16 protein-coding genes and 1 pseudogene are annotated in these 24,205 nt (G+C 70.2%); 9 read left to right on the plus strand and 8 right to left on the minus strand.

What is annotated here, in order from left to right:
* Positions 1 to 122 precede the first annotated feature (122 nt).
* Entirely contained in the window at positions 123 to 779 is a 657-nt protein-coding gene (locus tag HDA40_RS10780) for a hypothetical protein (RefSeq protein ID WP_253754553.1), read from the plus strand.
* A gap of 484 nt (positions 780 to 1,263) precedes the next feature.
* Here the strand turns inward: HDA40_RS10780 and HDA40_RS10785 are convergent, their stop codons facing one another.
* Positions 1,264 to 4,581 (minus strand): phosphodiester glycosidase family protein, encoded by a 3,318-nt coding sequence (locus HDA40_RS10785; protein WP_253754554.1) that lies wholly within the window; start codon positions 4,579 to 4,581, stop codon positions 1,264 to 1,266.
* A 153-nt stretch (positions 4,582 to 4,734) separates the two neighbouring features.
* On the opposite strand from HDA40_RS10785, the gene trmB reads away from it, so the two are divergent.
* Both trmB and HDA40_RS10795 read left to right on the plus strand, forming a co-directional pair.
* On the plus strand, positions 4,735 to 5,418 hold the full coding sequence (gene trmB, locus HDA40_RS10790; protein ID WP_253754556.1) for a tRNA (guanosine(46)-N7)-methyltransferase TrmB: 684 nt from the start codon (positions 4,735 to 4,737) through the stop codon (positions 5,416 to 5,418).
* A 41-nt stretch (positions 5,419 to 5,459) separates the two neighbouring features.
* Positions 5,460 to 6,143 carry a DUF4328 domain-containing protein gene (locus tag HDA40_RS10795; RefSeq protein ID WP_253754558.1) on the plus strand — a complete coding sequence of 228 codons (684 nt, stop codon included), beginning with the start codon at positions 5,460 to 5,462 and terminating at the stop codon, positions 6,141 to 6,143.
* A 36-nt stretch (positions 6,144 to 6,179) separates the two neighbouring features.
* On the opposite strand, the gene HDA40_RS10800 is transcribed toward HDA40_RS10795, so the two are convergent.
* Positions 6,180 to 7,592 carry a family 2B encapsulin nanocompartment shell protein gene (locus HDA40_RS10800; protein ID WP_253754560.1) on the minus strand — a complete coding sequence of 471 codons (1,413 nt, stop codon included), beginning with the start codon at positions 7,590 to 7,592 and terminating at the stop codon, positions 6,180 to 6,182.
* A 176-nt stretch (positions 7,593 to 7,768) separates the two neighbouring features.
* Between HDA40_RS10800 and HDA40_RS10805 the strand changes: the two genes are divergently transcribed.
* The 4 genes from HDA40_RS10805 to HDA40_RS10820 all read left to right on the plus strand — a co-directional run bounded on the left by HDA40_RS10805 (position 7,769) and on the right by HDA40_RS10820 (position 12,756).
* The gene (locus HDA40_RS10805) at positions 7,769 to 8,866 is read left to right on the plus strand and encodes a terpene synthase family protein (protein WP_253754562.1); all 1,098 of its coding nucleotides are present in this window, start codon (positions 7,769 to 7,771) and stop codon (positions 8,864 to 8,866) included.
* 11 nt (positions 8,867 to 8,877) lie between these two features.
* Complete coding sequence (locus tag HDA40_RS10810; RefSeq protein ID WP_253754564.1) at positions 8,878 to 9,732, plus strand: geranyl diphosphate 2-C-methyltransferase; 855 nt, start codon at positions 8,878 to 8,880, stop codon at positions 9,730 to 9,732.
* A 146-nt stretch (positions 9,733 to 9,878) separates the two neighbouring features.
* Entirely contained in the window at positions 9,879 to 12,128 is a 2,250-nt protein-coding gene (locus HDA40_RS10815) for an ATP-binding protein (protein ID WP_253754566.1), read from the plus strand.
* 178 nt (positions 12,129 to 12,306) lie between these two features.
* Entirely contained in the window at positions 12,307 to 12,756 is a 450-nt protein-coding gene (locus tag HDA40_RS10820) for a peptidoglycan-binding domain-containing protein (protein ID WP_253754568.1), read from the plus strand.
* A 38-nt stretch (positions 12,757 to 12,794) separates the two neighbouring features.
* Here HDA40_RS10820 and HDA40_RS10825 read toward each other — a convergent pair whose 3' ends face one another.
* Positions 12,795 to 13,370 carry a DUF998 domain-containing protein gene (locus HDA40_RS10825; protein ID WP_253754570.1) on the minus strand — a complete coding sequence of 192 codons (576 nt, stop codon included), beginning with the start codon at positions 13,368 to 13,370 and terminating at the stop codon, positions 12,795 to 12,797.
* A gap of 77 nt (positions 13,371 to 13,447) precedes the next feature.
* On the opposite strand from HDA40_RS10825, the gene HDA40_RS10830 reads away from it, so the two are divergent.
* Entirely contained in the window at positions 13,448 to 14,428 is a 981-nt protein-coding gene (locus HDA40_RS10830; RefSeq protein WP_253754572.1) for a cation diffusion facilitator family transporter, read from the plus strand.
* Between the two features lie 9 nt (positions 14,429 to 14,437).
* On the opposite strand, the gene HDA40_RS10835 is transcribed toward HDA40_RS10830, so the two are convergent.
* The 5 genes and pseudogenes from HDA40_RS10835 to HDA40_RS10855 form a co-directional block, all read right to left on the minus strand.
* Positions 14,438 to 18,472 (minus strand): PDDEXK-like endonuclease domain-containing protein, encoded by a 4,035-nt coding sequence (locus HDA40_RS10835; RefSeq protein ID WP_253754574.1) that lies wholly within the window; start codon positions 18,470 to 18,472, stop codon positions 14,438 to 14,440.
* Positions 18,473 to 18,507: 35 nt separating this feature from the next.
* Positions 18,508 to 20,517 carry a hypothetical protein gene (locus HDA40_RS10840; RefSeq protein WP_253754577.1) on the minus strand — a complete coding sequence of 670 codons (2,010 nt, stop codon included), beginning with the start codon at positions 20,515 to 20,517 and terminating at the stop codon, positions 18,508 to 18,510.
* Positions 20,518 to 20,701: 184 nt separating this feature from the next.
* Positions 20,702 to 21,508, minus strand: a pseudogene (locus HDA40_RS10845) (hypothetical protein); the annotation flags it as partial.
* 497 nt (positions 21,509 to 22,005) lie between these two features.
* The gene (locus HDA40_RS10850) at positions 22,006 to 23,106 is read right to left on the minus strand and encodes a glycoside hydrolase family 183 protein (RefSeq protein WP_253754579.1); all 1,101 of its coding nucleotides are present in this window, start codon (positions 23,104 to 23,106) and stop codon (positions 22,006 to 22,008) included.
* A gap of 215 nt (positions 23,107 to 23,321) precedes the next feature.
* Positions 23,322 to 23,732 (minus strand): RidA family protein, encoded by a 411-nt coding sequence (locus HDA40_RS10855; RefSeq protein ID WP_253754581.1) that lies wholly within the window; start codon positions 23,730 to 23,732, stop codon positions 23,322 to 23,324.
* 44 nt (positions 23,733 to 23,776) lie between these two features.
* On the opposite strand from HDA40_RS10855, the gene arfB reads away from it, so the two are divergent.
* Positions 23,777 to 24,202 carry an alternative ribosome rescue aminoacyl-tRNA hydrolase ArfB gene (arfB, locus tag HDA40_RS10860; RefSeq protein WP_253754583.1) on the plus strand — a complete coding sequence of 142 codons (426 nt, stop codon included), beginning with the start codon at positions 23,777 to 23,779 and terminating at the stop codon, positions 24,200 to 24,202.
* The last annotated feature ends 3 nt before the right edge of the window (positions 24,203 to 24,205 follow it).

Here is a 24,205-nt window from a genome sequence, read left to right on the forward strand (position 1 = left end):
AGCCGCGAGTGACGACCAGGTAGCGGACAGTGGTACATGTCGGTGGTCCGGTTTAGAATGTGTGTACGAAACAGGGTCGCTGACCTGCTGCGCTGAGATGCGCCGAACACGAGGGAGCCGACATGCCCACCCCTTCCGCTACCCGTTCGCTGCCTTACGCCACGTTGCTCGCGTTCACCCGCTATGTCGATCAGACCGGCCCGACGAAGGCGGCGTACGTCGGTGGACTTCGCCGGCGCCGTGAGACGGGTGGCGGCTTCAATCCGCACGGCCAGTTTCTCAAGGCGCTCAAGGCCGACATCCAGTTTCGGACCGGCGGGTTGCACCTGGCCGACATCGCGCAGTCGGTCGCGCCCCGGTGGCGTCGGCTCTACACGGCGCTGACGACTGGTGCCGCGGAGTACCTGGAGACGCTCGGCGAGCCCGGCGAGTTCGGGCTGACGCCGACGCGGGAGGCGCTGGGCATGCTCGGCGATCTGCCGGTGAAGGTGAGCGCGCATTTCGGCCTGCGGTACGACGACGGCCGCAAGGAGGCTGTCCGGCTGCACTTCGACGAGCAGCCGCCGACGGCGGAGACGGTCACGGCGTCACTGCACCTCATGCGGCGCTACATGGATCAGATCCTGCCGAACGGCGTACCGGTGCTCGTCGACGTCCGGCGCGGGGTGCCGCATCGGCTCGACGAGGTCCAGGGCGCGTTCGACGACGTCGACAGCTGGCTGACCGGCGAGGCCGCAGGGTTCACCGCGATGTGGGGCCCGTTGCCCAAGGCCGCCTGACGCCCCGACTCCAGCGAACGGCCGGACCTGACGCCCGCACCTCAGCGCACGGGCCCAAGGCCGCCTGACGCGCCGACTCCCGCGAACGGGCCGGAGCCGCCTGACGCCCGCACCTCAGCGCACGGGCCCAAGGCCGCCTGACGCGCCGACTCCCGCGAACGGGCCGGAGCCGCCTGACGCCCGCACCTCAGCGCACGGGCCCAAGGCCGCCTGACGCCCGACTCCAGCGAACGGGCCGGAGCGCCTGGCCCAGCCGAACCGGCGGCTCGGGCGAACCAGGCGCCGGGAAGTTGATCAGGCCGCAAGGGACACGACACACCGCGCGACGACGACCATAAGTTCATGATCGCGCGGAAAAATCGCGCCGAAAGATCGCGCGGAAAAATCGCGCCGAAAGATCGTGCGGAGAAAGCGGTCGCGCGGGGAGGCACGAAAAGGGGGGCCGGACCGCCCTGACCTGCGGTCCGGCCCCCGTGTGTCGTCGTCACGAAACCGTGACGACGACCTCCTGGGTGATGCCGTTGACGGTGACCGCGAGGGTCGCCGTGCCCGCACGCAGCCCGGTCAGTTGCCCGGTCGCGGGGTCGAAGGCCGCGATGTCGCCGCGGTTCGCGGTGCGTCGCGGTCCGATGTGGAGTCCGTCGCCGCCCGTCCAGGCGAAGCTCACCGGGTACGCGACGGGCACGATCCGTCCACCCGGCTGCACCAGACTGGCCGCCACGTCGACCGTCGAGCCGACCGGAACGGCGGGCACGTTCACCGCAAGCGAGTCGACGTGCGGGTTCACCTGGGCGGTGAGCCAGTTACCCGGTCCGCAGGGGATCAGCGGCAGGCCGGTGTAGGGGCGCGGGTGGGTGACCTTGTCGACGCCCCACATCGTCCAGCCGGTGAATCCGCCGTCGGCGGCGGGGGTGGCCGGGTTCTTGCCGGAGTTGCCGTTGATGAAGTACGGCACTCCGTCCACTCGGGACGCGTGGAAGGTGCCGACGTGGCCGCCGAGGAAGGCCGCGCCCTTGCCGGTCTTGGTCTGGAAGTCGGCCAGCCACTTCTCGATCAGGCCGGCTTCCTTGCGGTCGTTGAGCTGGCTGCCCTTGCCCGGGGTCGGGTCCTGCGGCGGGACGTGCTCGACGAGGACCACCGAGCCGATGGCCGGGTCGGTCGCGGCGGTGTCCAATGCCGACCGGAGCATCGCGTACTGGTCGTAGCCGGAGCCGCGGATGGACAGGGCCGAGGTGTCGAGGGTGACGAACCGGGTGCCGTTGTGGTCGAACACTCGGTGGGTGTCGCCGAACACCGCCTGGAAGTTGGCGATCGGGCCGCCCATGACCTCGTGGTTGCCCGGGACGTAGTAGTAGGGCAGTTCGCCGCCGAGTTCTTCGTCCAGGATCTGCTTGGCGAACGCGATGTCGGCTGGGGACGCCTCGTCGACGAAGTCGCCGTCGATGATCAGGAAGTCCGGCTTGGCCGCCTTGATCTCCTGCAGCGTACGCCGGGCGTTGCGGACGATGTCGCTGTCGGGCGACCGGGCGACGAACTGGGAGTCGGACATGACGGCGAAGCGCCAGTCCTTGGAGTTCACCGCGCCGTAGGAGCCGACGATCGGGTCGACCACCTTGGGGACGGCGGGTGAGACGACGGTCGGGGGCACCTTCGCCACCAGGTCGTCGATGATCACTTCACCCTTGTACTGGGCGGCCGCCTTGGTCTCCACGACGTAGAAGCGCCGCAGCTTCAGCGGGTACGCGACGCCGACCGGGACCTTGAACTCGACGTACTTCCAGCCGGTCCACGTGATGTAGTCGCTGCGCAGGATCTGCGCCTGGCCGAGGCCGTCGTAGAACTCGAGGGCGGGCCACTCCCCCTTGCCGTTGCCGTAGATCCACAGCCCGAAGCCCTGTGGCTGGCCGTCGATCGTGAACTGCGTCGGCGGGTTCACGTACGCCGCCCGGGTGGCGGTCGACTGGGTGAAGTCGTAGCTGAGCTTGATGCCCTGCCCGGTGTGGCCGTCGGCCGTAGGCGCGATGGTGGCCGCCGCCCGGGCCGTGGATACCGTCCACTTAGCTGCGTCGTCGAACGTGGCGGCCGAGACGTCGGTGAGGCCGACGGTGATGGCGACGCTGGCCGTGTGGCCCTGCACCGTCGCGGTGATCAGGCCGGCGCCGGTCGCCACCAGCGGCTTGACGGTGAAGGTGCCGTTGGGGGTCGCGGTCACCTCGAACAGGTCGTGGTCGTAGTCGAGCTTGGCGTCGCCGGGCTCGATCGGCGCGGTGGCTCCGGCGTCGTCGTAGCCGACGAGGCCGAACGCTCCGGTGGAGCCGGACGACAGGCCGAGCCGTTCGACGGTGGGCCGGATGCGGTCGAGCGCGCCGAGCACGGTCAGCGTGGCCGAGCCGGTGGCCTTGCCACGGAACGCGGTCACCGTCGTCTGGCCGGGGAACCCGGCGTGGAAGACGTTGTCGGAGGTCACCCAGCCGACCGGCACCATGCTGGACCGCCACAGTGGCGTACCCGTGGCCGGGCCGTAGGTCTCGTCGTAGCCGTTGGCGGTCAGCTTGCGGGTCAGCCCCGGGAACACGCGGTCCGGCCGGGCCAGGGTGACCTGGTCGGAGCCGGGCGCGGCGGCCGGGTCGGCGGTCGGCGCGACCCAGTAGCCGGTGAGCTTGCCGCTGCCGACCGGGGCGTACAGGCCGAGGCCGTTGGCCACCGCTCGCTCGCTGCCGTCGGACGGGCTGTTCTCCAGGGTGAGGTCGGCCTCGCCGGGCTTGCGGGCGAGCAGCGTCGAGGAGCCGCCGCCGTCGATGTTGAGCGCGTTGTACGCCCCGAAGTCGGCGACGATCTGGGCCCACTTGCCCAGCGTGACGCCGGCACTGTTGGCCTGCTTGCCGTCGATGGTGAGCAGGTACATCTTGGTGCCCTCGCGGTTGAAGCCGACCGCGCTGCGGGCCGCCAGGGCGACGTCGTCGAAGTCCTGCGGTACGCCGTCCTTGACGAGCAGGTAGTTGCCGCCGACCGCGGCGTACAGGGGGCTGCCGTCGGACGTCTTGGGCTGGTACGCCACGGTCACGTGGGTTCCGACGGCCAGGTTGCGCAGCGCGACCGCGCCGGCTTCGCGGCCGAGCAGGATGGTCGTCCCGGCTGGGATGGTCCCGGTGCCGGCGGCTGAGCCGATGGCGGTGACGACGCCGTCGACGAGGGTGACCTCGGTGACGTCGGACGCCCCGTCGACCGCGCGCTGGCGGGTGTAGCTGCCCCACAGCGGCGTGATCAGGCCGATGCCGCCGTTCTGCACGCGGTTGTTGAACTGGGTCAGCGCGACTGACTGCGCTCCTGACGGCTCGCCGTCCCAGGTGGCGCTGCCGTCGAAGCCGACCTGCAGGATGCGGCCGATGCCTTCGGCGCTGAAGCCGACGGCGTTCGACCAGCCGGCGGTCGGCGACTGCACGAGCTGTCCGCCGTGGACACCGATGCCGAGGGCGGCGCCGGAGTTGTTGATGTCGAAGAAGTCGCCGTTGACCGCCGCGACCGGCCGGGTCGCCTTGCCGTCGTGAGTGGTCATCTGGCGTACGGTCTCGTCAGCGGCGACCGTCCCGGGGCTCAGGTAGTCGACGGTGATGCCGCCGCCGAGGTCGGTGGTCAGCGCGTCGGCTCGCAGCCAGCCGCCGGCGTCGACGGTGTCGAAGGAGGTCAAGGTCACACCGGGCGCCACGGGCCGGGTGGTCCGCGCGGTCTCGATCGCGGGCGTGGCCTGCGTCTCTGCAGCCTGGGCGACCGCCACGCCGCCGAACGCGAACGCGGTCGTCACCGCGAGCGAAAGGGCGAGAAGCCGTCTCGGGGGGAAACGTCGAGGGGGGAACATGCCATGCAGTAGAACCCCGGTTGGCAAATCTTTTCAAGACTTAACGTGTACTCGTTAAGAATTTTCTGGTCGGCGGTCGCCGGTATCCTGGTGAGCGTCATGAGCGAAACGATCTCCACACCCCACCGCATCCGCAGCTTCCACCCGCGCCGTGGCCGGGTCAGCCCGCAGCGCGAGGCCGACTTCCAGGACCTGTGGCCGGCTTTCGGCGTACAAGTCGAAGAGCGAAGCACGGATCCGGCGGCGATCTTCGGGCGCCGCGCACCCCTGGTCGTCGAGATCGGGTCCGGGATGGGTGAGGCGACCGCGATCATGGCCGCCGCGGACCCGGAGCGCGACTATCTCGCGGTCGAGGTGCATTACGCGGGCATCGCGCACCTGCTCGGCCTGATCGGCTCCGCGGGACTCGGCAACGTCCGCGTCGCCCGCGGCGACGCGATCACCCTGCTCACGCGCATGCTCGAACCGGGCAGCGTCGATGCGATCCACATCTTCTTCCCGGACCCGTGGCCCAAGGCCCGGCACCACAAGCGCCGCCTCATCCGCCCGGAGAACGTCGCGGTCCTGCGGGCCGCGCTGCGCGTCGGCGGCACCCTCCACTGTGCTACCGACTGGCCCGAATACGCGGAGGTCATGCTGGAGGTCCTGACCGCGGACCGCGGCCTGGTCAATACGACCCAGGGATACGCACAACGCCCCGACCGGCGTCCGGTGACCAAGTTCGAGCAGCGCGGGATCGACGCCGGCCGACCGATCGCGGACCTGGTGTTCCAGCGAGTCTGAGGGGCATCGCGGGGCGGTTCGATCGCGTATCGTGCCGCGCCATGTACAGCGGCACCGCATTGCATCGGCTCTCCGTCGTCGCGGCGACCGGCATCGTCGCCACGTGTCTGGTCAGCGCCTGGGCGACCATGCTGCCCGCCCTGGCCGAACTGCTCTGGCTGCGGCACATGCTGGGTCTCGCGGACGCCACCGCGCTCCACGACGCCGCAGGCCCGTCAACCGCCGCGTCGGCGGCGCTGCTCGTCAGCGGGGTGCTGTTCATGCTGTGGCTGGGACGGGCCCGGCGGCATCTGGCGGAGTTCGACGCCCGTCCCACCTACTCGCCGGGGTGGACGGTCGGGGCGTGGCTGATCCCGATCGCGAACCTCATCATGCCTGGACTGGTCGTGGCCGACGTCGCGCGCTGGAGCACCGCGGACGAGACCGTACGCAGGCAGCTGCGGCGGCTCGTCTGGGTGTGGTGGGCCTGTTACGGCACGCAGTCGTTGGGCAGCTCCCTCTTGTCGATCATGCGGAGGCAGGCGACCATCACGGTCGACCGGCTGGCCTGGGTCGTCCTCGGTCAGCTGCTGTGCTGGTGCCTGTTCATCGCGGCCGGTGCGCTGGCGATCCAGATGATGCGAGCGATCGGCCGCGCGCAGGCGATGCGGGCGGCCGCGCGCACGGCCGAACCCGATCCGAGCGACTTCCCCGCGTTCACGATGGACGACGTCCGGCCCACCTGACCTGGGGCCAGACGTCGGCTCATTCGTCCATTGTGATCAGTCGTAGTAGTGGGCGACCTGGACGTGCTCCAATACGCCGAGCGCGTCGGGGGTGAGGATCGCGGCGGAGTAGTACGCGCTCACCAGGTAGGACATCACGGCCTGTTCGTTGATGCCCATGAAGCGCACGTTGAGCCCGTCGGCGTACTGGTCCGGCAGCGCCGTGGGGCGTAGGCCGATCACGCCCTGCTCCTCCTCCCCCGTACGCATGGCGATGATGGCGGTGGTGTGGCTGTCGCTGACGGGGATCTTGCCGCAGGCGTAGATCGGCACGCCGCGCCAGGCGAGCACCTTGTGCCCGTCGACGATGGGGGTGTCGGGGTAGATGCCGCGGTGGGTGCACTCGCGGAAGAACGCGGAGATCGCCTTGGGGTGGGCGAAGATCAGGTTGGTGCCGCGCCGCATCGACAGCAGCTCGTCGAGGTCGTCCGGGGTCGGCGGGCCGGTGCGGGTGTGGATGCGCTGCTTGAGGTCGGCGTTGTGCAGCAGGCCGAAGTCCCGGTTGTTGACGAGTTCGAATTCCTGCCGCTCGCGCAGCGCTTCGACGGTGAGCCGGAGCTGCTGCTCGGTCTGGTTCATCGGCTCGTTGTAGAGGTCGGCCACGCGTGTGTGCACCCGGAGCACGGTCTGGGCGACGCTGAGCTGGTACTCGCGGGGGCTCAGCTCGTAGTCGACGTACGTGCCGGGCAGGGTCTGCTCGCCGATGTGCCCGGCGGCCAACGCGATCTCGGCCTCGCCGTACTTGTTCTGGGGTCGCCGGCCGGCGGTACGCGCCTGCTCGAGGTGGGCCCGCAGCGGCTCGGCCAGGTCGAGGAACCGGCCGAACTCCGCCGCGGACAGCGCGAGCACGGTCACGGGCGTGATCGCGCGGGCGGTGTGGTCCCAGATCCCGTCCGGTCCGGCGAGAGCCTGCTCGCCGAGGAACTGGCCGTCGGCGAGTACGCCGAGGCGTACCGCGGCGTCGTACGCCCCGACGCCGACCTTGTCGATCTTGCCGTGCGCCACGAGCAGCACCTCGTCGACGACGGAGCCGAACTCGGCGATCACCTCGCCCGCCCGGTATTCGCGCTGGACGAACCGGTCGGCCAGTGCGGTGAGGACCTCCTCGTCGCCGAAGCCGCGCAGGACCGGCAGCTCGGTCAGCTCGGCCGGGACGACCCGCATCGCCGCACCCACGTTGGTGAAGGTCAGCAGGCCGTCGCCGAGGGTGTAGCTGAGCCGCCGGTTCACCCGATAGGTGCCACCGTCGATGGACACCCAGGGGAGTCTGCGTAGCAGCCAGCGGGAGGAGATCTCCTGCATCTGCGGGACGGACTTCGTCGTCGTCGCGAGGTTGCGGGCCGCCGCGGTGCTCAGACTCAGCTGCGCCGGCGGGGAGTCGTCGGTCTGAGGCTCCACTGTGCTCGTCATCGCGCATCCACCTATCAGTGCCCTAAGCCTGCATTGCGCGCAACTATACCTAGATCTGGTGGAACTACTCAATAATGGACAAAGCACATGAGGTCCCTCATACTCGGCGATGACGGTTGACCGGATCCGTCGCCACCCCGACCTCCCCGACCTTCCCGACCTTCCCGGAGCGAGTCATGACGTATTGGTCACCGCCGAATCCGACCGGGCTGGGCACCTCCGCGTTCCGGGCGCTGCTCGCCGCCGAACCGCTCGCCGCTCCGATCACCGCACAGTCAGCATCACCGTCCCGGGCGACGGACCCGTTCCCGGGCCTGCACTGCCCCGAACCGGTACGCATCGACGAGCCGCTCGGCGAGCAGGTCAACAACAGGGTCCTCGGCTGGGCCGAGGCGCTCGGGTTCCCGCCGTCGGTGATGACGATGCTGCGGGTGGCCGACTTCGGCCGGTTCGCGATGCTCGCCCACCCCGACAGCGACGACGTCGACCGGTTGTTCGCCACCGCGTCGTGGACGGCGGCGCTGACCGTGATGGACGACTACTACTGCGACGACGAGGCGTTGGGCGCCGAACCGGCACTGCTGGGCTCCCGGCTCACCCTGGCCCTGGCCGCGATCGACCGCGGTCAGCTCGTCGGCGGCTATCAGGCCCAGCTCGACGCCGCCATCGCGGCCGACCCGATCCTGGCCGCGCTGCAGTCCAGTGTGGAGGAACTGAGCCGGTTCGGCACGCCGGCCCAGCTCGGCCGGGCGATCCTGGAGAACGACCACTTCTTCATCGGCACCACCGGCGAGATGAGCTGGCGTGTCACGGGCGAGATGCCGCCGGTGTGGCGATATCTGGCGGCCCGCCAGGTCAACAGCTTCCTGCCCTGCATCACCACCACCGATCTGGTCACCGGGTACCAACTGCCGGCCGAGCTGTACTTCGAACCCCGGCTGCGGCGGGCCACCAAACTGCTCGGCCTGACGACGGTGATCGTCAACGACCTGTACTCGATGGCCAAGGAGAGCGCCCAGGACAGCCCCGACGGCGGTCTGCCGCTCGTGGTGTCCGCCGAACGCGGCTGCAGCCTGGCGGAGGCCGCCGCGATCAGCGTCGACATCCACAACGAGGTGATGGCCGCCTTCGACGACGAGTGCCGCGAGCTGACCAAGATCGGCTCCGTGGAGCTCCACTTCTTCCTGGCCGGCATCCGCAACTGGGCGGCCGGCAGCCGGGAATGGCACCGCAGCAGCGTCCGGTTCCGCGACGCCGACCACCGCACCGAGTAAGGAGTACCGCGATGGCCCCCATCACTCAAGAACTGGCGCTCAGCGACTATCAGAAGGGCGTGGCCGCGTACTGGCGGGTGCACACCACCGACCCGGTCAACGAGGAACTGGGCAAGGTCGACGGCCTCTACCATCACCACTACGGCATCGGCACGCCCGATCCGGCGGTGTCCAGGGCGCCCTGGGCGATCCGGAACCAGGAGATCATCAACGAGCTGCACCGGCTGGAGACGGCCCAGGCCGATCTGCTCCTGGATCAGTTCGGCCCGATCAAGCCCGAAGACCGGCTCTTCGACGGCGGCTGCGGCCGGGGCGGCACGAGCATCATGGCGCACGCCCGTTTCGGCTGCCACGTCGACGGCATGACGATCTCCGAGGTGCAGGCCGACTTCGCCAACCAGCAGGCCGTCGAACGCGGCATCGACAGCCACGTCCGGTTCCACCTGCACGACATGCTGCACACCGGGATCGACGACGGCTCGATCAGTGCGGTGTGGACGAACGAGACCACCATGTACGTCGACGTGTTCGACCTGTACCGCGAATTCGCCCGGATCCTGCGCCCCGGCGGCCGCTACGTCAACATCACCGGCTGCTACAACGACGTGCTGGGCGACAAGTCCGCCGCCGTACGCACCATCGACAGCCACTATCTGTGCAACGTGCACGCCCGCAGCACCTACTTCAAGGCGCTCGCGGCCAACGGACTGGTGCCGGTCAAGGTGGTCGACCTGACCCCGTTGACCATCCCGTACTGGGAACTGCGCATGCAGTCCTCCGTCCGCAGCGGCATCGAGCAGCCGTTCCTGTCCGCCTACCGCGACGGCTCGTTCCAGTACCTCATGATCGTCGCCGAACGGGTCTGAGCCGGCTGGACGTCCGGCTCGGCTCGACCGCGCGTCCGGCTCGGTCGCGGCCGGGCCGGACGCCGCCTCGTCACCGGTCGATCACCCGGCGATCACCGTCGAATCCGCCGATTGTCCACGCCGGACACTGTCGTTACCGTGATCGGGTGTTCGGGGAGGCAGCACGGGAACATCGGCGGCGCAGCGCGCTGACCCAAGAGGATCTGGCCGCCAAGACGGGGCTGTCGGTCCGGCACATCCGGGATCTGGAGGCGGGCCGCATCGCGCGGCCCCGGCCGGCGACGATGCTGCTACTGGCCGACGCCTTCGGCCTGTACGGTGCCGAGCGCGACCGGTTCCTCACCGGGGCGCCGGCTCCGGTTCCCTCGTCGGGCGTACCGGCGCAACTGCCGGCCGACGGCTACGGTTTCGTCGGCCGTGCCGACTCGCTGGCCCGGCTGGACGAGATCCTGGCGCGGTCGGCGGATCAGCCCACCGCGATGGTCCTCGCGACCGTGTCCGGCACCGCTGGCGTGGGCAAGACCACGCTTGCGGTGCACTGGGCGCATCGAGTCGCCCGGCACTTCCCCGACGGTCAGCTCTACGTCAATCTGCGCGGCTTCGACCCGACCGGTACGCCGGTGAGCCCGAGCACGGCGCTGGCCGGGTTCGTCAACGCGCTCACCGGCCCGGGCGACCGGATGCCGACCACTATGGACGAGCAGATCGCCCGCTACCGGAGCCTGCTGAACGGGCGACGGGTGCTGGTGCTGCTGGACAACGCCGGAGACGCCGGCCAGGTACGCCCGCTCCTGCCGGGCGCGCCGGGGTGCGTCGTCCTCGTCACCAGCCGCGATCAGCTCCCCGGACTGGTCAGCGTGGACGGCGCGCATCCGATCACGCTCAATCTCCTGACGCCGGACGAGTCCCGCGAACTGCTGACGCGACGGCTCGGCGCGGACCGGGTGACCGCCGAGCCGGCCGCGGTCGACGCCATCGTCGGCGCTTCGGCCGGGTTGCCGCTGGCGCTGTCCGTGGTCGCCGCGCGGGCGGCCATCCATAGTGGATTCGCACTGACGGAGCTGGCGGCCGACCTGCGTCCGGCGGCCGACCACCTGGATTCTGCTCGGCTGGACGCTTTCGACGGCGGCGAGCCGGTCACCGACCTGCGGCTGGTCATGTCGTGGTCGTATCGGACCCTCGACGAGCCGACCGCCCGGCTGTTCCGGCTGCTGAGCGTACATCCGGGACCGGACTTCTCGGTCGCCGCGGCGGCCAGCCTCGCCGGCATCGCCCCTTCGCAGGCGCGCCGCCGGCTGACCGAGTTGACCAGGGCGCATCTGCTCACCGAGCACCGGCCCGGCCGGTACACGTGCCACGATCTGCTGCGGGCGTACGCCGCCGAGCTGGCGTCGGAACTGGACACCGCGGCCGATCAGCACGCCGCCCGTTCCCGGGTGTTCGATCACTACCTGGCTGCCGCGTACGCCGCCGACAAGCTGCTGTATCCGCAACGCGACCGGCTGCCGATCGATCCGCCCGGACCCGGGGTCGCCACGGTGACCCTGGCTGACCGTGATCACGCGATCGGCTGGTTCGGCGACGAGCACCCGGTGCTGCTGTCAGTGCTGCAAGGGACGGCCGATCACGGGTTCGACCAGCACACGTGTCATCTGGCCTGGGCCGTCACGACGTACCTGCTTCGACGTGGCTACTGGCAGGACTGGACCAGCAGCCTTCAGGCGGCGTTGGCGGCGACCGTCCGGCTCGGCGATCACCGGGCCGAGGCGTACGCCCACAATGTGCTCGCCTTCGCCGACATCTCGCTCAGCCGGTACGCCGACGCGCAGCGCCACCTCGAGCAGGCGTTCGATCGGTATCGGCTGCTCGGCGACCTGGCCGGGCAGGCCCGGGTAGAACTGAACCTCGGCTGGATCTGCGACCAGAACAACCAGCCCGAGGGCGCCCTCGGCCACGCCCAGGAGGCGTTGCGACTGCATCGGGCGGCCGGGCACGTGACCGGCCAGGCCTTCGCGCTCAACGCCATCGGCTGGTCCCACGCTCAACTGGGCGATCACCAAGCCGCGCTCGCCAGCTGCGAACAGGCACTGGCCCTGTTCGTCTCCGCCGACAATCTGCTGGGGCAGGCGATCACCTGGGGCAGCACCGGTCACGCCCACCTCGAACTCGGGGCCACGACGGAAGCCGTCCGCTCCTACGAACACGCCGTACGCCTCCGCCGGGAGATCGGTGACCGGCAGCTGGAGGCGGAGGCCCTCGGGCTGCTCGGCGACGCCCACGCGGCCGCCGGTGATCCCGCGTCGGCCCAGGCCGCCTGGCGGCAGGCGCTGGACATCCTGGTGTCCCTCGGTGCCGACACCGGCAAGATCCAGGCGAAGCTCGCCGCCGCGAACTGAGCCTCCCCGAAGAGGACCAGCTCGCCCTGAACCGGGCGAACCCAGGCGGCCGGTGGAAAGTGCCGGTCAATCTCCGGTCGACCTCCTGTCCACGATGATCTATGGACGAAACGATGGTGAGGCAAGCCCGCGCCGCAGCGTCGCGCGCGCACTCCGCACCGACCCCTGGGGGTTCTCCTTGCTGCAACGTCTCCTCCGCCTGACCGTCGCCGGTCTGATCGCCGCCACCGGCACGGTCGCGGTCGCCCAGCCGGCCGAGGCCGCCCTGCCGCACTGCAACGGCGCGGGCGTCTACACCTCGACCTGGTCCGGCGCTCCCGGCGCGACGGCCTGGATTCCGGCGTACGTCACCAGCACGTTCAACTTCAACTGCCTGCTCATCCGGGGCGACCACAACTCGGGAGTCGGCGAGCTGCAGCGCACGCTGTCGGGCATCTACGGGCAGAACCTCGGCCCGAACGGAGTCGACAACGACTTCGGCGGCTACACGCAGACGGCGCTGCGCAACGTCCAGTCGGCTCTCGGCATCGGGGTCGACGGCGAGTACGGGCCGCAGAGCCGCGACCACATCTGCTGGCGGTGGACCGGCAGTAACAACTCGTGCATCTGGCTCAACAACAACCACTGATCGGGGGGTGTCCGGCTCGGCCGCGGCCGAGCCGGACGCTATCCATGCGAGGGCGGGCGCCGCGTCAGGTGGACGGCGAAGCCGACGAGCCACACCACGCAGGCGACCAGCCCCAGCCGTTCCAGCACACCGGTCATCGCCCCGCGCCCGACCGCGACGATTCCGATGGCGGTCGCGGCGAGCAGCGGCCAGGTCACGAAGACGGCGATCCTGGAGAAGCGGCTGCCCCGCCAAGCTGCGGCGAGCATGGCCAACGCGCAGAGTCCGACGCCGAGGATGCTGGTCGTGGCGTGCAGGAGGTCTTGTGCCGTGCTCTGCTCGTAGGGCGGTAGCGGGCAGCCGGGCGTACAGGTGACCGAGCCGGACAGCGCGATCATCGGCACGGCGACGGCCAGCGGCAGCGCAACGATCGACCTGGTCACCCAGGCGAGCAGCCCGGCGGTCAGGGCCAGGCCGTAGATGCCCAGCCGATACGACGCCGGGTGCGGCTGCCCCGGGACGCCCGAAGCGCTCACATAGTCGTCCAAGGCTCCGGGTGCTACCGCCCGGACGAGCAGCAGTCCGCTGATCGCCCCGAGCACGGCGGCCGTGGCGGCCACGGCACGCGATGCCATGATCCGACGATATCGCCACCGGCCGACACCCCTGGCCTGCACGGCAACAGTACACGTTCTGATGTACCGTTGGTGTCGTGACGAACCGGCACGACCACGATACGGACGGCCACAGCCACAGCCACGGTGTCTCCGTCGACGCCGACCGACGCTGGCTGACGATCGCGCTCGCCCTCATCGGCGGTTTCATGGCCGTCGAGGTCGTCATCGGCGTCATCGCCCAGTCCCTGGCGTTGATCTCCGACGCCGCGCACATGCTGACCGACGCGGTGTCGATCGTCCTCGCGCTGATCGCGATCCGCCTCGCCGCACGCCCGGCCAAAGGCCACTACACGTACGGCCTCAAGCGCGCCGAGATCCTGTCCGCGCAAGCCAACGGGCTCACCCTGCTACTGCTGGCCGCGTGGCTGGCCTACGAGGCCATCCGGCGACTGATCAACCCGCCCGAGGTCCACGGCTGGCTCGTCGTGGTCACCGCACTGGCCGGGGTCGCGATCAACATCGCGGCCTCGTGGGCCATCAGCAAGGCCAACCGCTCCAGCCTCAACGTCGAGGGCGCGTTCCAGCACATCCTCAACGACTTGTACGCCTTCATCGCGACCGCCATCGCCGGTCTGATCATGGTGTTCACCGGGTTCGACCGCGCCGACGCCATCGCCTCCCTCATCGTGGTCGCCCTGATGCTCAAGGCCGGCGTCGGCCTGCTACGTGACTCGGGTCGCATCCTGCTCGAAGCCGCACCGGCCGGCCTGCACCCCGATCAGATCGGCGACCTGCTGGCGAACCAGAACGGCGTCACCGAGGTCCACGACCTGCACGTGTGGACCATCACCTCCGGCCAGCCGGCGCTGTCGGCGCACGTGCTCGTCGACCGCGAACTCGACTGCCACCAGGTACGCCTGGACCTCGAAGGGCTCCTGCGCGACCGCTATGACCTGACGCACACGACGTTGCAGGTCGACCACGTCACGGACGCGCTGTTGCAGATCGAACCGCGTACCGATCACTGTGAGGACGCGCACGGTCCGGCGCACACCCGCACCGAACACCCACACTGACGGGCGGGCTCAGGCGCGGGCGGTGGCGATCGCCCGGCTGAGCGCCTCGACGATGCGTGGCCCGCGCCGGGTGAAGCCCAGCCGCACCATGGCCTCGTTGAGCACGTCGTCCTCGGTACGCAGCCGCCCGTCGCTCTCGATCCACCGCATGAGGCCCACCAGCGTGGTCTGGGTGTACTCGGTGATGGGCAGGCCCGGGGTGACCTCTGGCGGCTCCCCCGCCCGGGTCGGGACGGCGATCGGCTGCACCAGCGGGGCCAGCGACGGGTCCTCGATGCCGGCCAGCGCGTCCCGGTACGCCTCGACGGCGCGGGCGATCTCGGCGTCGCGCCGGTGGAACCAGTCGGTCGACCAGATCCGGTGGAACCGCCAGCCGAGCCGTTCCAGGTGGTCCGACCGCAGCCGGTCGCGGTCGCGGGCGGTCGGCGACGAGTGGTAGGTCGCGCCGTCGGCCTCGATCGCCAGCACCATGCGGTTCGGGTCGTCGGGGTGGGTGGCGGCGAAGTCGATCCGGTGCCCGCCCACGCCGTACTGGGGGACGAGCGGGATGCCGGCCTCGGTCAGCCGGGCCAGGACGTCGGCCTCGAACGGATTCGCCGGTACGCCACCGGTCACGCCCGGCGCCGCGCCGATGCCTTCGGCGTACTGGAGGTAGGCGCGCAGGAGACGAGCCCCGTCGGCGCGCAGCCGCTGCGGATCCAGGTCGTGCGCCGAGAACGAGGAGACCACCGTCATGCGCCGCTTCGCCCGGGTGATGGCGACGTTGAGCCGCCGCTGCCCGCCCTGCATGTTCAGCGGGCCGAACCGGTAGAGCATGCGCCCGTCGGGGCCGGGGCCGTAGCCGACGGACAGGATGACGGCGTCACGCTCGTCGCCCTGCACCCGTTCGATGTTCTTGATGAAGAACGGCTCGGCGCCCTTCTCGGTGAAGAACCGGTGCAGGTACGAGCGGCTGGCCAGGGCGCGCCGCAACGCCGCGTCGATGCGGTCGGCGTGCTTGATGCCCATCGTAATGACGCCGAGGGACTCCTCGGGCCGGGTCTCGAAGTGCTCGAGGATCAGCTCGACGACTCTGTCCACCTCGGCCGACGCGCTCTCCAGCGCGACTTCGGAGGTCCGGCTGGTGTGCACGGGCGGCACGAGGATGTGGCGCAGCGTCGGCCCCGCCACCCCGCCGGGGAAGGTCACCAGCTCGTTGCCGTGCGGGGCGTAGATCTGGGCGTTGGAGAAGGCGATCAGGCGCTCGTCGCGACTGCGGTAGTGCCACGCCAGGTGGGTCACCTGCGGCAGCGGCAGCACGCTGGAGAACGCCTGCAGCAACGACTCCACGTCGTCGGTGTACGCCTCCTCGTCCTGATCGGACAGCTCGGTCTCGCTGTCCACCTTGTCGAAGAAGGCGGTCGGCGGCAGCTGGTGCTCGTCGCCGGCGACGACGAGCTGCCGCCCCCGCATGACGGCGGTGATCCCGTCGACCGGCAGCACCTGGCTCGCCTCGTCGAAGATCACCACGTCGAACAGCCGCTGAGCCGGCAGGACCTGGCTGACCAGCAGCGGGCTCATCGCCCAGACCGGTTTGATCGCCAGCAACGCGTGCGGCGCCTTCTCGAACAGGTGCCGGATCGGCAGGTGCCGCGCCTTCTTCACCGCCTCGCGACGGACCAGGTCTTGCTCGTCCTTGTGTCCGTCCAGGACGGCGACCAGGTGCGCGGCGGCGGCGCGGCGTACGCGGGCCGGGGTGGTGGTGATGTGCTCGGCGTCGGCCGCCTGGAACTGCTCGGCCGCGGCGTGCAGCTGATCGCCGTCGAACCCCCGCAGCCGGGGATCACCGGCCCGGATGTGGTCCAGGACGCTGGTCAGCCAGGCGTGATCGAAGGCGCGCACGGCCAGCTCCGGCCCCGCCTGCCGGGCCGTCAGCTCGTCGAGCAGCCGATCGGCGCGCCACTGCCGCAGCTCCGCGGCCAGGCCGTTACGGCGTACCGCCCGGTCGAGGCCGTGGGAGTCGGCCGCGAGCGCGTCGGCCTGCCAGTGCAGCTGGTCAAGCGGGGTGTCCGGGCGCATCACCGGCACCGCGGCCACATCCCGCGCCGTGTCCTCCAAGGCGGACAGCGCGGCCTGGGTCACGGTGGACCCGCGCGGCGCGCGTCCGTCCACACTCGCCTCACGCCAGCGCCGGCTCACCTCGATCACGTCGGCCATCGCCTGGTGCAGGTCACGCTTGGAAGGCTTGCCCCGCAGCCACAGCGCGCTCGCGTCCTTGCGGGCGGCGCGGCGTTGCGACCAGCTCAAGCTCACCTCATGAGTACGCCGGAAGGCGCGGTCGCCGCTGGCTGCCCACCAGGTGTCGACCGGCCCGGAGAACACCTCGGGACGCAGCCGGGCGAGCACCGACTCGGTGTCGGCGAGCGTGCCCAGCATCGTCCGCGCCTCGTCGAGAGTGGATGGTGGACGCAGCCCGCACTCGGCGGCCGCCTGCGCGACCAGGCGACGCAGTTCGGGCAGCCGCCGCTGGGCCAGTTCGGTCACCGCGTGCATCGCCGCCCGGGCCTGCGTGGGATCCGTCGTCGTGACGGCATCCCAGGCGCCGGTCCGCAGCGCCGGGTCGAACAACCCCAAGCGCGCCGCCTCGGCGACGCCGTCGCGCAACCGGTCGGCTTGTTGCCGGTCCAAGGCCAGCAACCCTTCTGCGTACCACCTGGTGGGAGTGACCGCCTCCGGACCGAGACCGAGCAGCCGGGCCTGGGCCTCGAAGACCGAGACGTCCCACGGAGCGTGCCGGCGGTGCATCGCGGTGTTGTGCGCGACCATCTGATCGCGCCGCGCGACGAGCGTGGCGCCGAGGTCGGCGAGCTGGGGCTGGTGCTCCTCGGTGAGCCGCAGCAGCCGCGCGTGCAGCGACTCGGCCAGGTCCCGACGGCTCGTCGTGCCGCCGTGCAGGTTCTGCACCAGATCGTCGAGGCCGACAGCCCGCAGACGGTCGACCACGGCGTCGATCGCGGCCCGTTTCTCGGCGACGAACAGCGCGGTCTGGCCGCGCGCGGCGAGCGTGGCGATGAGGTTGGCGATGGTCTGGGACTTGCCGGTGCCCGGCGGGCCTTTGACCACCAGATGCTGCCCGGCCACCACGGCATTGATCGCGCGGCTCTGCGACGAGTCGGCGTCGAGCACGAGGAACTCGTCGCGCAGCGGCATGGTGTCCGGCGCGGTGACCTCGACCCGGTCGCCGCCGGCCAGCTCCCGCGCGGCCGAGGTGTCCCCCGCCAGCGCGGCGACCACGTCGCTGACGGCGAGCAGCCCGGCCGACTGCTGGATGTCCTGCACCATCGGCAGCTTCTCGTAGACGAAGGTGCCGACGACGCGATCGGGCGAGACCGCGAACCCCGGTACGCGCGAAGCCAGTTTCGCCAGCGTTTCGAGGGCCTGCTCGGCTTCCTGCTCCGGCGACGCGCCTTCGGCGCCGATCAGCACCTCGTCCGCGGACACCTGTACGCCGAAGTCGTGCCCGAGCCGGTGCAGCAACACCGGATTGACCTCGGCCTCGCCGGTCACGCGGAGGGTGAAGTCGGCCTCGATCGCCGAGGTCGCGGTGACCCGCAGCGGGTACAGCAGCACCGGCGAACGCGGCGCGCGGTCGGCCTCGCGCCAGGTGGCCATCCCGACTGCGAGGTATCCGGCGTCCAGACCCCGCTCTTCCGACAATTCACGCATCTTCGTGCGGATGGTGCGTACGCGACGCATCGCGTCGGCCCGCGCATCCGGTTCCCGGAACAGGTCCCCGACCGTCCGCCCCTGCCCGCTGAGCAGGGCGGTCACCGCCGCCGAGTCGGCCTGCGCCAGGTTGAGCGTGCCGGACTTGAGATCGCGGTAATAGATCAGCCGGTTCGCACCGGACATGTCGATCAGCGAATCCGCCCAGCGGCGGGCGGTCAACCGGATCCGCCGGGCACGAGGCGACTCCCCCGGCTGATCTGTCGAGGTCAGCGGGTCGAGTGGATCAAGCGGCGCGTCCGGCGGCACCTGTCGATTCTGCCACGGCTCGTCCAGCACGCCCCGGCCCTTACCCGCGAGACGGCCGCCGCGAATCACCCCTCCGCGACGATGGCACCTTCGCTCTCGTCGGCCCGCGCAGTCCCATCGGGGCGCGCAGTCTCTTCGGCACGCACCGTCTCTTCGGCACGCACCGTCTCTTCGGCACGCACCGTCTCTTCGGAGCGCGTCGTTCGGGGGCGGGGCGGGGTCGCCTCGAAGTCGATGTGCTCCACACGCACCCGCAGCCGGCGGTAGGGCGTAGCCGCGCCCAGCTCCTCCATGCGGCACGCCGAACACAGCTTCGGCGCGGGCGGCTTCTCCTCGACCCGACGCCGCTGCGCCACCTTGCCGCGCACCTTCTTGTACGCCTTGCGCGCGATCTCCACCATGTGCTCCGGCCCGGTCAGCTGATGCCGCTGAAGCTGCAGGTCGAGCTTGCTCAGCGTGGTGTCCCGGGAGAGCAGGATCTTCTCCAGCCAGGCCGCGTTCTCGCGCGCGTGCTGCAACAGGTAGTTCTGCCGCCACAGGACGTCGACCAACGCCCGGTATCCGGCCACGTCAGGCATCGGCCGCAGGTCCGCGCCCAGCTCCTGCCGGGTGCGTACGGAGTCGGGGTCGCCGTGCGCGGCGCGGATCGCGACCTCCAACTCGACGGCGGCGTCCAGGTCGCCCGGACCGGGAACGGCGTCGACGGCCGCGCCGAGCACCTCGGTCAACTCGGCGGCGTCGAAGGTGACCGGGTACGGATGCGGCCGGTTGCGGGTGATCAGCGTCGCCGCGAAATCCCACAGTGCCCGATGCAGGGCGACCCTCACCGTCACCGGTGCGATCGGCTCCCAGCGGACCAGATCGGGCCGCAACTGTTCGCCGTCATCGCAGACACCGCCGAAGGTGGCCAACGCGATCGGGCCGGTCAGAAGGCCGTTGTCGGCGTTGTCCTTCAGCCATTGGGCGTACCGGCGCAACTGTGCGCGCAGACCGGGCAGGTCGGCGGCAGCGCACAGCCGCAGCAGCCGCTCCTCCAACGTCGGCCCGGACGGCAACCGCCACTGCGTCACCTCCCGGAGAACGCCGACCGTGCGGGGCTCTCCGCGTACGCCGTCGAGGGTGGACACCAGCCGACCGCCGTCGCTGGAGACGACCAGCTCATGCTGCGTCACCGCGACCTCGGCCTCATCGTCCCGCGCCGCCGGGACCTCGGCCTGATCGTCCTGCGTGATCGCGGCGTGGGCGCGGCTGGTGATCAGCAGCCAGCCTGCGGCGAGAGTCTCCTCGGCGGCGGCGTACGCCATCCGCGTGACGAGGTCACGGGGATCGTCGAGCACCTCCCGCCCCCGGTACGCCTCGGTGAACGCCTGCGTCAGCAGGGGACGCAACGCGGCGCGCACTTCGGACGCGGGGTCAGCGAGGACGGGACTGCCGACCAGGACGTGCGGCCTTTTCGGGGTCGGGAAGACGGCGTACCCGGCGTGGGTGGTCATTCCGTGCCCTTCGAACGCGGCAGTGAGCGCGCTCATCGACGCGGGCAGCCGAGGCTCGTACGCCTCTGCCAGGTACCACGCTTCGTCGGCCGTGTACTCCCGCCCCGGCGCGAGTTCCACCGTGCGATGCAAACCGAGCGGGTTCTCGTGCAGCACCACCAGTACGCCGCCGTCCGCGACCAACGCCGTGAGCAGCGCGACGGGATCGCGTCCGGCGTCGTCGTCCTCGGCCGAAGTCAGCCGCCCGAGCCCGTCCAGCGCGATCACCAGGTCGAACCGATCGGCCAGGGCGTCCAGCGATCCGCACACGACCTCGACCTCGGGCAGCTCATGGGTGAGCCGGCCGGCGTCGTCGACCGATCGGATCAGCCAGGTGACCGCTGCGCCGGTCTCCTGCGTGGCCTTGACCAGATCGGCGTCGTGCGGTCCGGCGAACAACACGTGGCTGTCCGCGACGACCAGCTCTGCCACGATCGCCGACACCGAGCCGCTCGCGACGATCGACGCCGGATCCCGCCAATCGGTCCACGACCACATGCCGGTGCCCTTCCCGGGTTTCTGCGTGGCAGCCACCTCAGACATGAACGGCTCCTCTCGTGTCCCCGTCGGCGACCCCGGCACCCCTGCCCCCACTGGCGGCCCCGGCTTGCTTGTCCTCGGCGGCGGCCCCAGCGCTCGCATCCTCACTGGCGGCCCCAGCGCTCGTGTCTTCGACGGCGGCGCGGGCGCGGGCCACGGCGGCTCGGGCGTCGGTCCAGGTCTCCTGCCAGCCGAACAGCACCCGCAGCTCGGCCGGACCGGCCAGCAGGTCCGCACCCAGCTCCGCCCGGGCCAGCGACCGGCACTCGGCCAGATCGGTCTCGCGGCCGTGCAGCGCCGCCCATTGATCACGGATACGCGGGTAGCCGCCGAAGGTCGGGTCGGCGTTCTCCAGGACCATGGGGTCGCCGTAGACGGCCGCCTCGCACCCGGCGAGCAGCCCGTACCAGATCGCGCTGGTCAACCGGTTGGACGCGACCCGGCGATGCCGTCGCAGCTCGGCGAGTTGGCGTACGAGGAACTCACGGTCCTGGCCGCGCCACCAGAAGCCCCGCCTGCCGTGGCAGATGACCCGGAACCCGGCCTGCTCGTAGACCGCGCGGATCTCCGGCTGATGGTGCTCGTTCCAATACAGGCAGACCGTGACCGGGCCGGACTCGGTCTCGGCGATCTCGCGCGCGAGGCGCTGATGATCGCCCAGGATCTGCTGACCCTCCCAGCCGTGGAACGGGTAGAAGATCGTCCCGGCCCGCGGCTCGGGCGTCGGGCGCTCCATCTGCAGGAGGTACGCGAACGGCGCGCCGATCACCACGACATCGCGGCGGCCCTGCGACCACGCTCGGCGGCGCGTCCGCTCCGACCACACGAACAGCGTGCTGCCGTGCACGAACGGTACGCCGGGAGCCAGCCCGTCGCCGATGTTCCAGCCGTGCTGGAGATAGCCGTCGACGCGCTGTGGATGGTCCGGGTCCGGCATGTCGCAGTACCGAGCCAGCACATACGTATGGCCATAAAACTGGTTGGCGTGGTGCATCTCGTCTTGCGGTTCCCTACGCGCTGGTCAGATTCGTCCCGCCGGGCACAGTCGAAGGCCGCCAACAGCGGCGCACCCCTGGACTCTAAATCCGACAGAACGCCCTTTTGCGATGAAACGCCGATAGCGCCCCGCGCGTCGTGAAAGCGTTCCTCCGTCGTAGTACGCAGCGCTCGACGTTCCGCCAGGGCCGCCTGTGCGACGGCTGCGTCCGAATCCGATCGTCACCGCACTCGATCTTGAGCAGAGCCGTCGTCAGAGCGATGTCTTCTACTCAAGATCGAGAAGTCCACTGGCAGCGCGCGCCAGACGCAACTGTTGTGCTGGCCGCAGACCACGTAGAAAGACACGGTAGGGCCTTCGGGGACGGCATGGCTTCGACAACCACAGCCGTACCTGAAGGCCCTACCTCGTGTCCGCGCGACACACCGACGCAGCTCGGATTCCGTCGCCATCAACCAGATCCGACCACACCAACCCGGTTCCTCAACGGGCACTCAGACCGTTCCGGCGTACTGGCTCATGTGATAGGCGGTCGTCTGGCCGTTGGCGTTGCGCTTCCAGGTCGACACCATCAGGTGCAGCCCGCCCGACTGGGTCGTCGACCACGGATGGATGAACCCGCCGTAGAGGTTCGACTCCTGCAGCCAGGACACCTGAACCTTCTCGGCAGTCCAAACCCGGTCGGGCCCGGTGGCCCGGCGGGTGACGATGTTGCCGGTGGCCGCGTTCAGGTAGGCCATGACCCAGGTGCCGTCGGCGAGGCGGCGCACCGACGGCTCACCGAACCGGCCGGTGAGAATCGGCGTCGGCGGGCGGCCCCAGTCCCAGTTGCTGCCGTTCCAGCCCCAGCCCTCGTACTCTCCGGGCCAGAACATCCGGTCCCAGCGCACCCGGCGCAGCATCATCCCGCCGTCCTGCCGCCCCGCCGGGACGGAGAACACATAGACGTAGTCACCGTCGCGCTGCATAGTCCACATCTGGAACGGGTCGGAGTTGTCGCCGTTGTTCCACCAGCGCAGATCCGTACGGATGAAGTCGTTGCCGTTGTCGGAGTACGCGAGCCCGGCGTACCGCGACTTCCACATCGAGTTGCGCGGCCCGGCGTTCCAGTTCTCGATGCTCATGTAGGAGATGAGCTGGCGGCCGGTCTCCGGGAAACCGATTCCGTCGTTGGGGATCACGCTCACCTCGAACGAGCCGAACGGGTCGGAGCCGTTGTGCCCGTTGTACATCAGGTCGGGCGCGCGTCCGTCGCCGGCCACCCGGGCCGCGCTGTCGAACACGACGCCCCCAGCCGCACCCGGATGGATGTTGGACCGCAGCATCACCGGGGAACGCCAGTCCTGCCCGGTCTCGGGCCAGGGGGTGCTGAAGGTGTCGCCGAACAGGTAGCCGATGGAGCCGTTCTCGAGGACGTACGGGATGCCCAGGTCGGTGCCGGCCACCTGCCAGCGCCAGGCGGTGTCCAGATCACCGCCGGTGAGCCGTTTGCGAAACGTCGCGGCCTGTGCGGCTCGCGGCGCGACGACCTCGGGAATCACCAGGGCCGCGAGGCCGGCGCCGGCGGCCGCGCCGATCATCGTTCTGCGTTTCATGGTCCGTCCAATCTCCGTAGAGCGCAGGCGTTGGTGGCTTGGAGCATAGAGCAATCGATTTCTCATGTCCATTGCCATCTATCCCTGTCGGCATCGCGCGTTCGCCAACTTTGCGCTGCGCCACTAGCTTGGCGGCGGCAATCGATTTCGCACCACGCGCGATCTCCTCGCGGTAGACGACGTTGTCGCGGCGGATCGCATTCCCGAATCGAGTATCAGCTCGGCAGGGCGACGACTGCTTCGACCTCGACAAGGAACTCCGGCCGGAACAACCCCGCGACCTGCACCAGCGAGCTGGCGGGGTTGGGCCGGTCGCCCAGCGAGGGACGGATGATCCGATCCCGGACGTCCCGGACGACCTGGATCTCCGACACGTCGACGAGGAACCAGGTGAGCTTGACGACGTCCGGCCAGTCCGCGCCCAGCGACGCCAGGAGGCGGCCGAGGTTGGCCAGCGACTGCTCGGTCTGGGCCGCGAGATCCCCTGGTCCGACGAGCTGACCGGCGGCGTCGAGGGCGATCTGGCCGGAGACGAAGGCGAGCTGGCCGGTGGTCGTGACGGCGTGGGCGAACCCGAAGCCAGGCGAGTTACCGGGGACGTCAGTGAGACGGTCGACGATGGGCATGATCCCCAGCCTAGCCAGGCTCACGGGGATGAGATGCTGGCATCATGGCCGGTACGCTGATCGTCCAACCCGGCGTCGAGATCCCCGAGGCCGAGCTGAGCTGGCGCTTCTCCCGTTCGAGCGGGCCGGGTGGGCAGGGCGTGAACACCGCCGACTCCCGGGTCGAGCTGTCGTGGGACCTCGCCACCTCGGACGCGCTGCCCGACGCACTCAAGGCGCGGGCGCTTAATCGGCTCGCCGGCCGCCTCGTCGACGGCGTACTGACCGTCGCGGCCTCCGAACATCGCGCTCAACTGCGCAATCGCATGGCCGCACAGACCCGCCTCGCCGCACTCATCCGCGAGGCGATCGCGCCCCCGCCGAAGGCCCGGCGCGCGACCCGGCCGACTAAGGGCTCGGTGGAACGCCGCATCTCGGCCAAGAAGCGCCGCTCGAACATCAAGCAGAACCGCCGCCCCGACCACGACTAGGCG

Origin of the sequence: Hamadaea flava, from assembly GCF_024172085.1 — a bacterium.
GTDB classification, from domain to species: Bacteria; Actinomycetota; Actinomycetes; order Mycobacteriales; family Micromonosporaceae; genus Hamadaea; species Hamadaea flava.

Coding starts and splice junctions, on each gene's coding strand:
- HDA40_RS10780 (WP_253754553.1), top strand. CDS start 123: ATGCCCACCCCTTCCGCTACCCGTTCGCTGCCTTACGCCACGTTGCTC.
- trmB (WP_253754556.1), top strand. CDS start 4,735: ATGAGCGAAACGATCTCCACACCCCACCGCATCCGCAGCTTCCACCCG.
- HDA40_RS10795 (WP_253754558.1), top strand. CDS start 5,460: ATGTACAGCGGCACCGCATTGCATCGGCTCTCCGTCGTCGCGGCGACC.
- HDA40_RS10800 (WP_253754560.1), bottom strand. CDS start 7,592: ATGACGAGCACAGTGGAGCCTCAGACCGACGACTCCCCGCCGGCGCAG.
- HDA40_RS10805 (WP_253754562.1), top strand. CDS start 7,769: ATGACGTATTGGTCACCGCCGAATCCGACCGGGCTGGGCACCTCCGCG.
- HDA40_RS10810 (WP_253754564.1), top strand. CDS start 8,878: ATGGCCCCCATCACTCAAGAACTGGCGCTCAGCGACTATCAGAAGGGC.
- HDA40_RS10825 (WP_253754570.1), bottom strand. CDS start 13,370: ATGGCATCGCGTGCCGTGGCCGCCACGGCCGCCGTGCTCGGGGCGATC.
- HDA40_RS10840 (WP_253754577.1), bottom strand. CDS start 20,517: ATGTCTGAGGTGGCTGCCACGCAGAAACCCGGGAAGGGCACCGGCATG.
- HDA40_RS10850 (WP_253754579.1), bottom strand. CDS start 23,106: ATGAAACGCAGAACGATGATCGGCGCGGCCGCCGGCGCCGGCCTCGCG.
- HDA40_RS10855 (WP_253754581.1), bottom strand. CDS start 23,732: ATGCCCATCGTCGACCGTCTCACTGACGTCCCCGGTAACTCGCCTGGC.
- arfB (WP_253754583.1), top strand. CDS start 23,777: ATGGCCGGTACGCTGATCGTCCAACCCGGCGTCGAGATCCCCGAGGCC.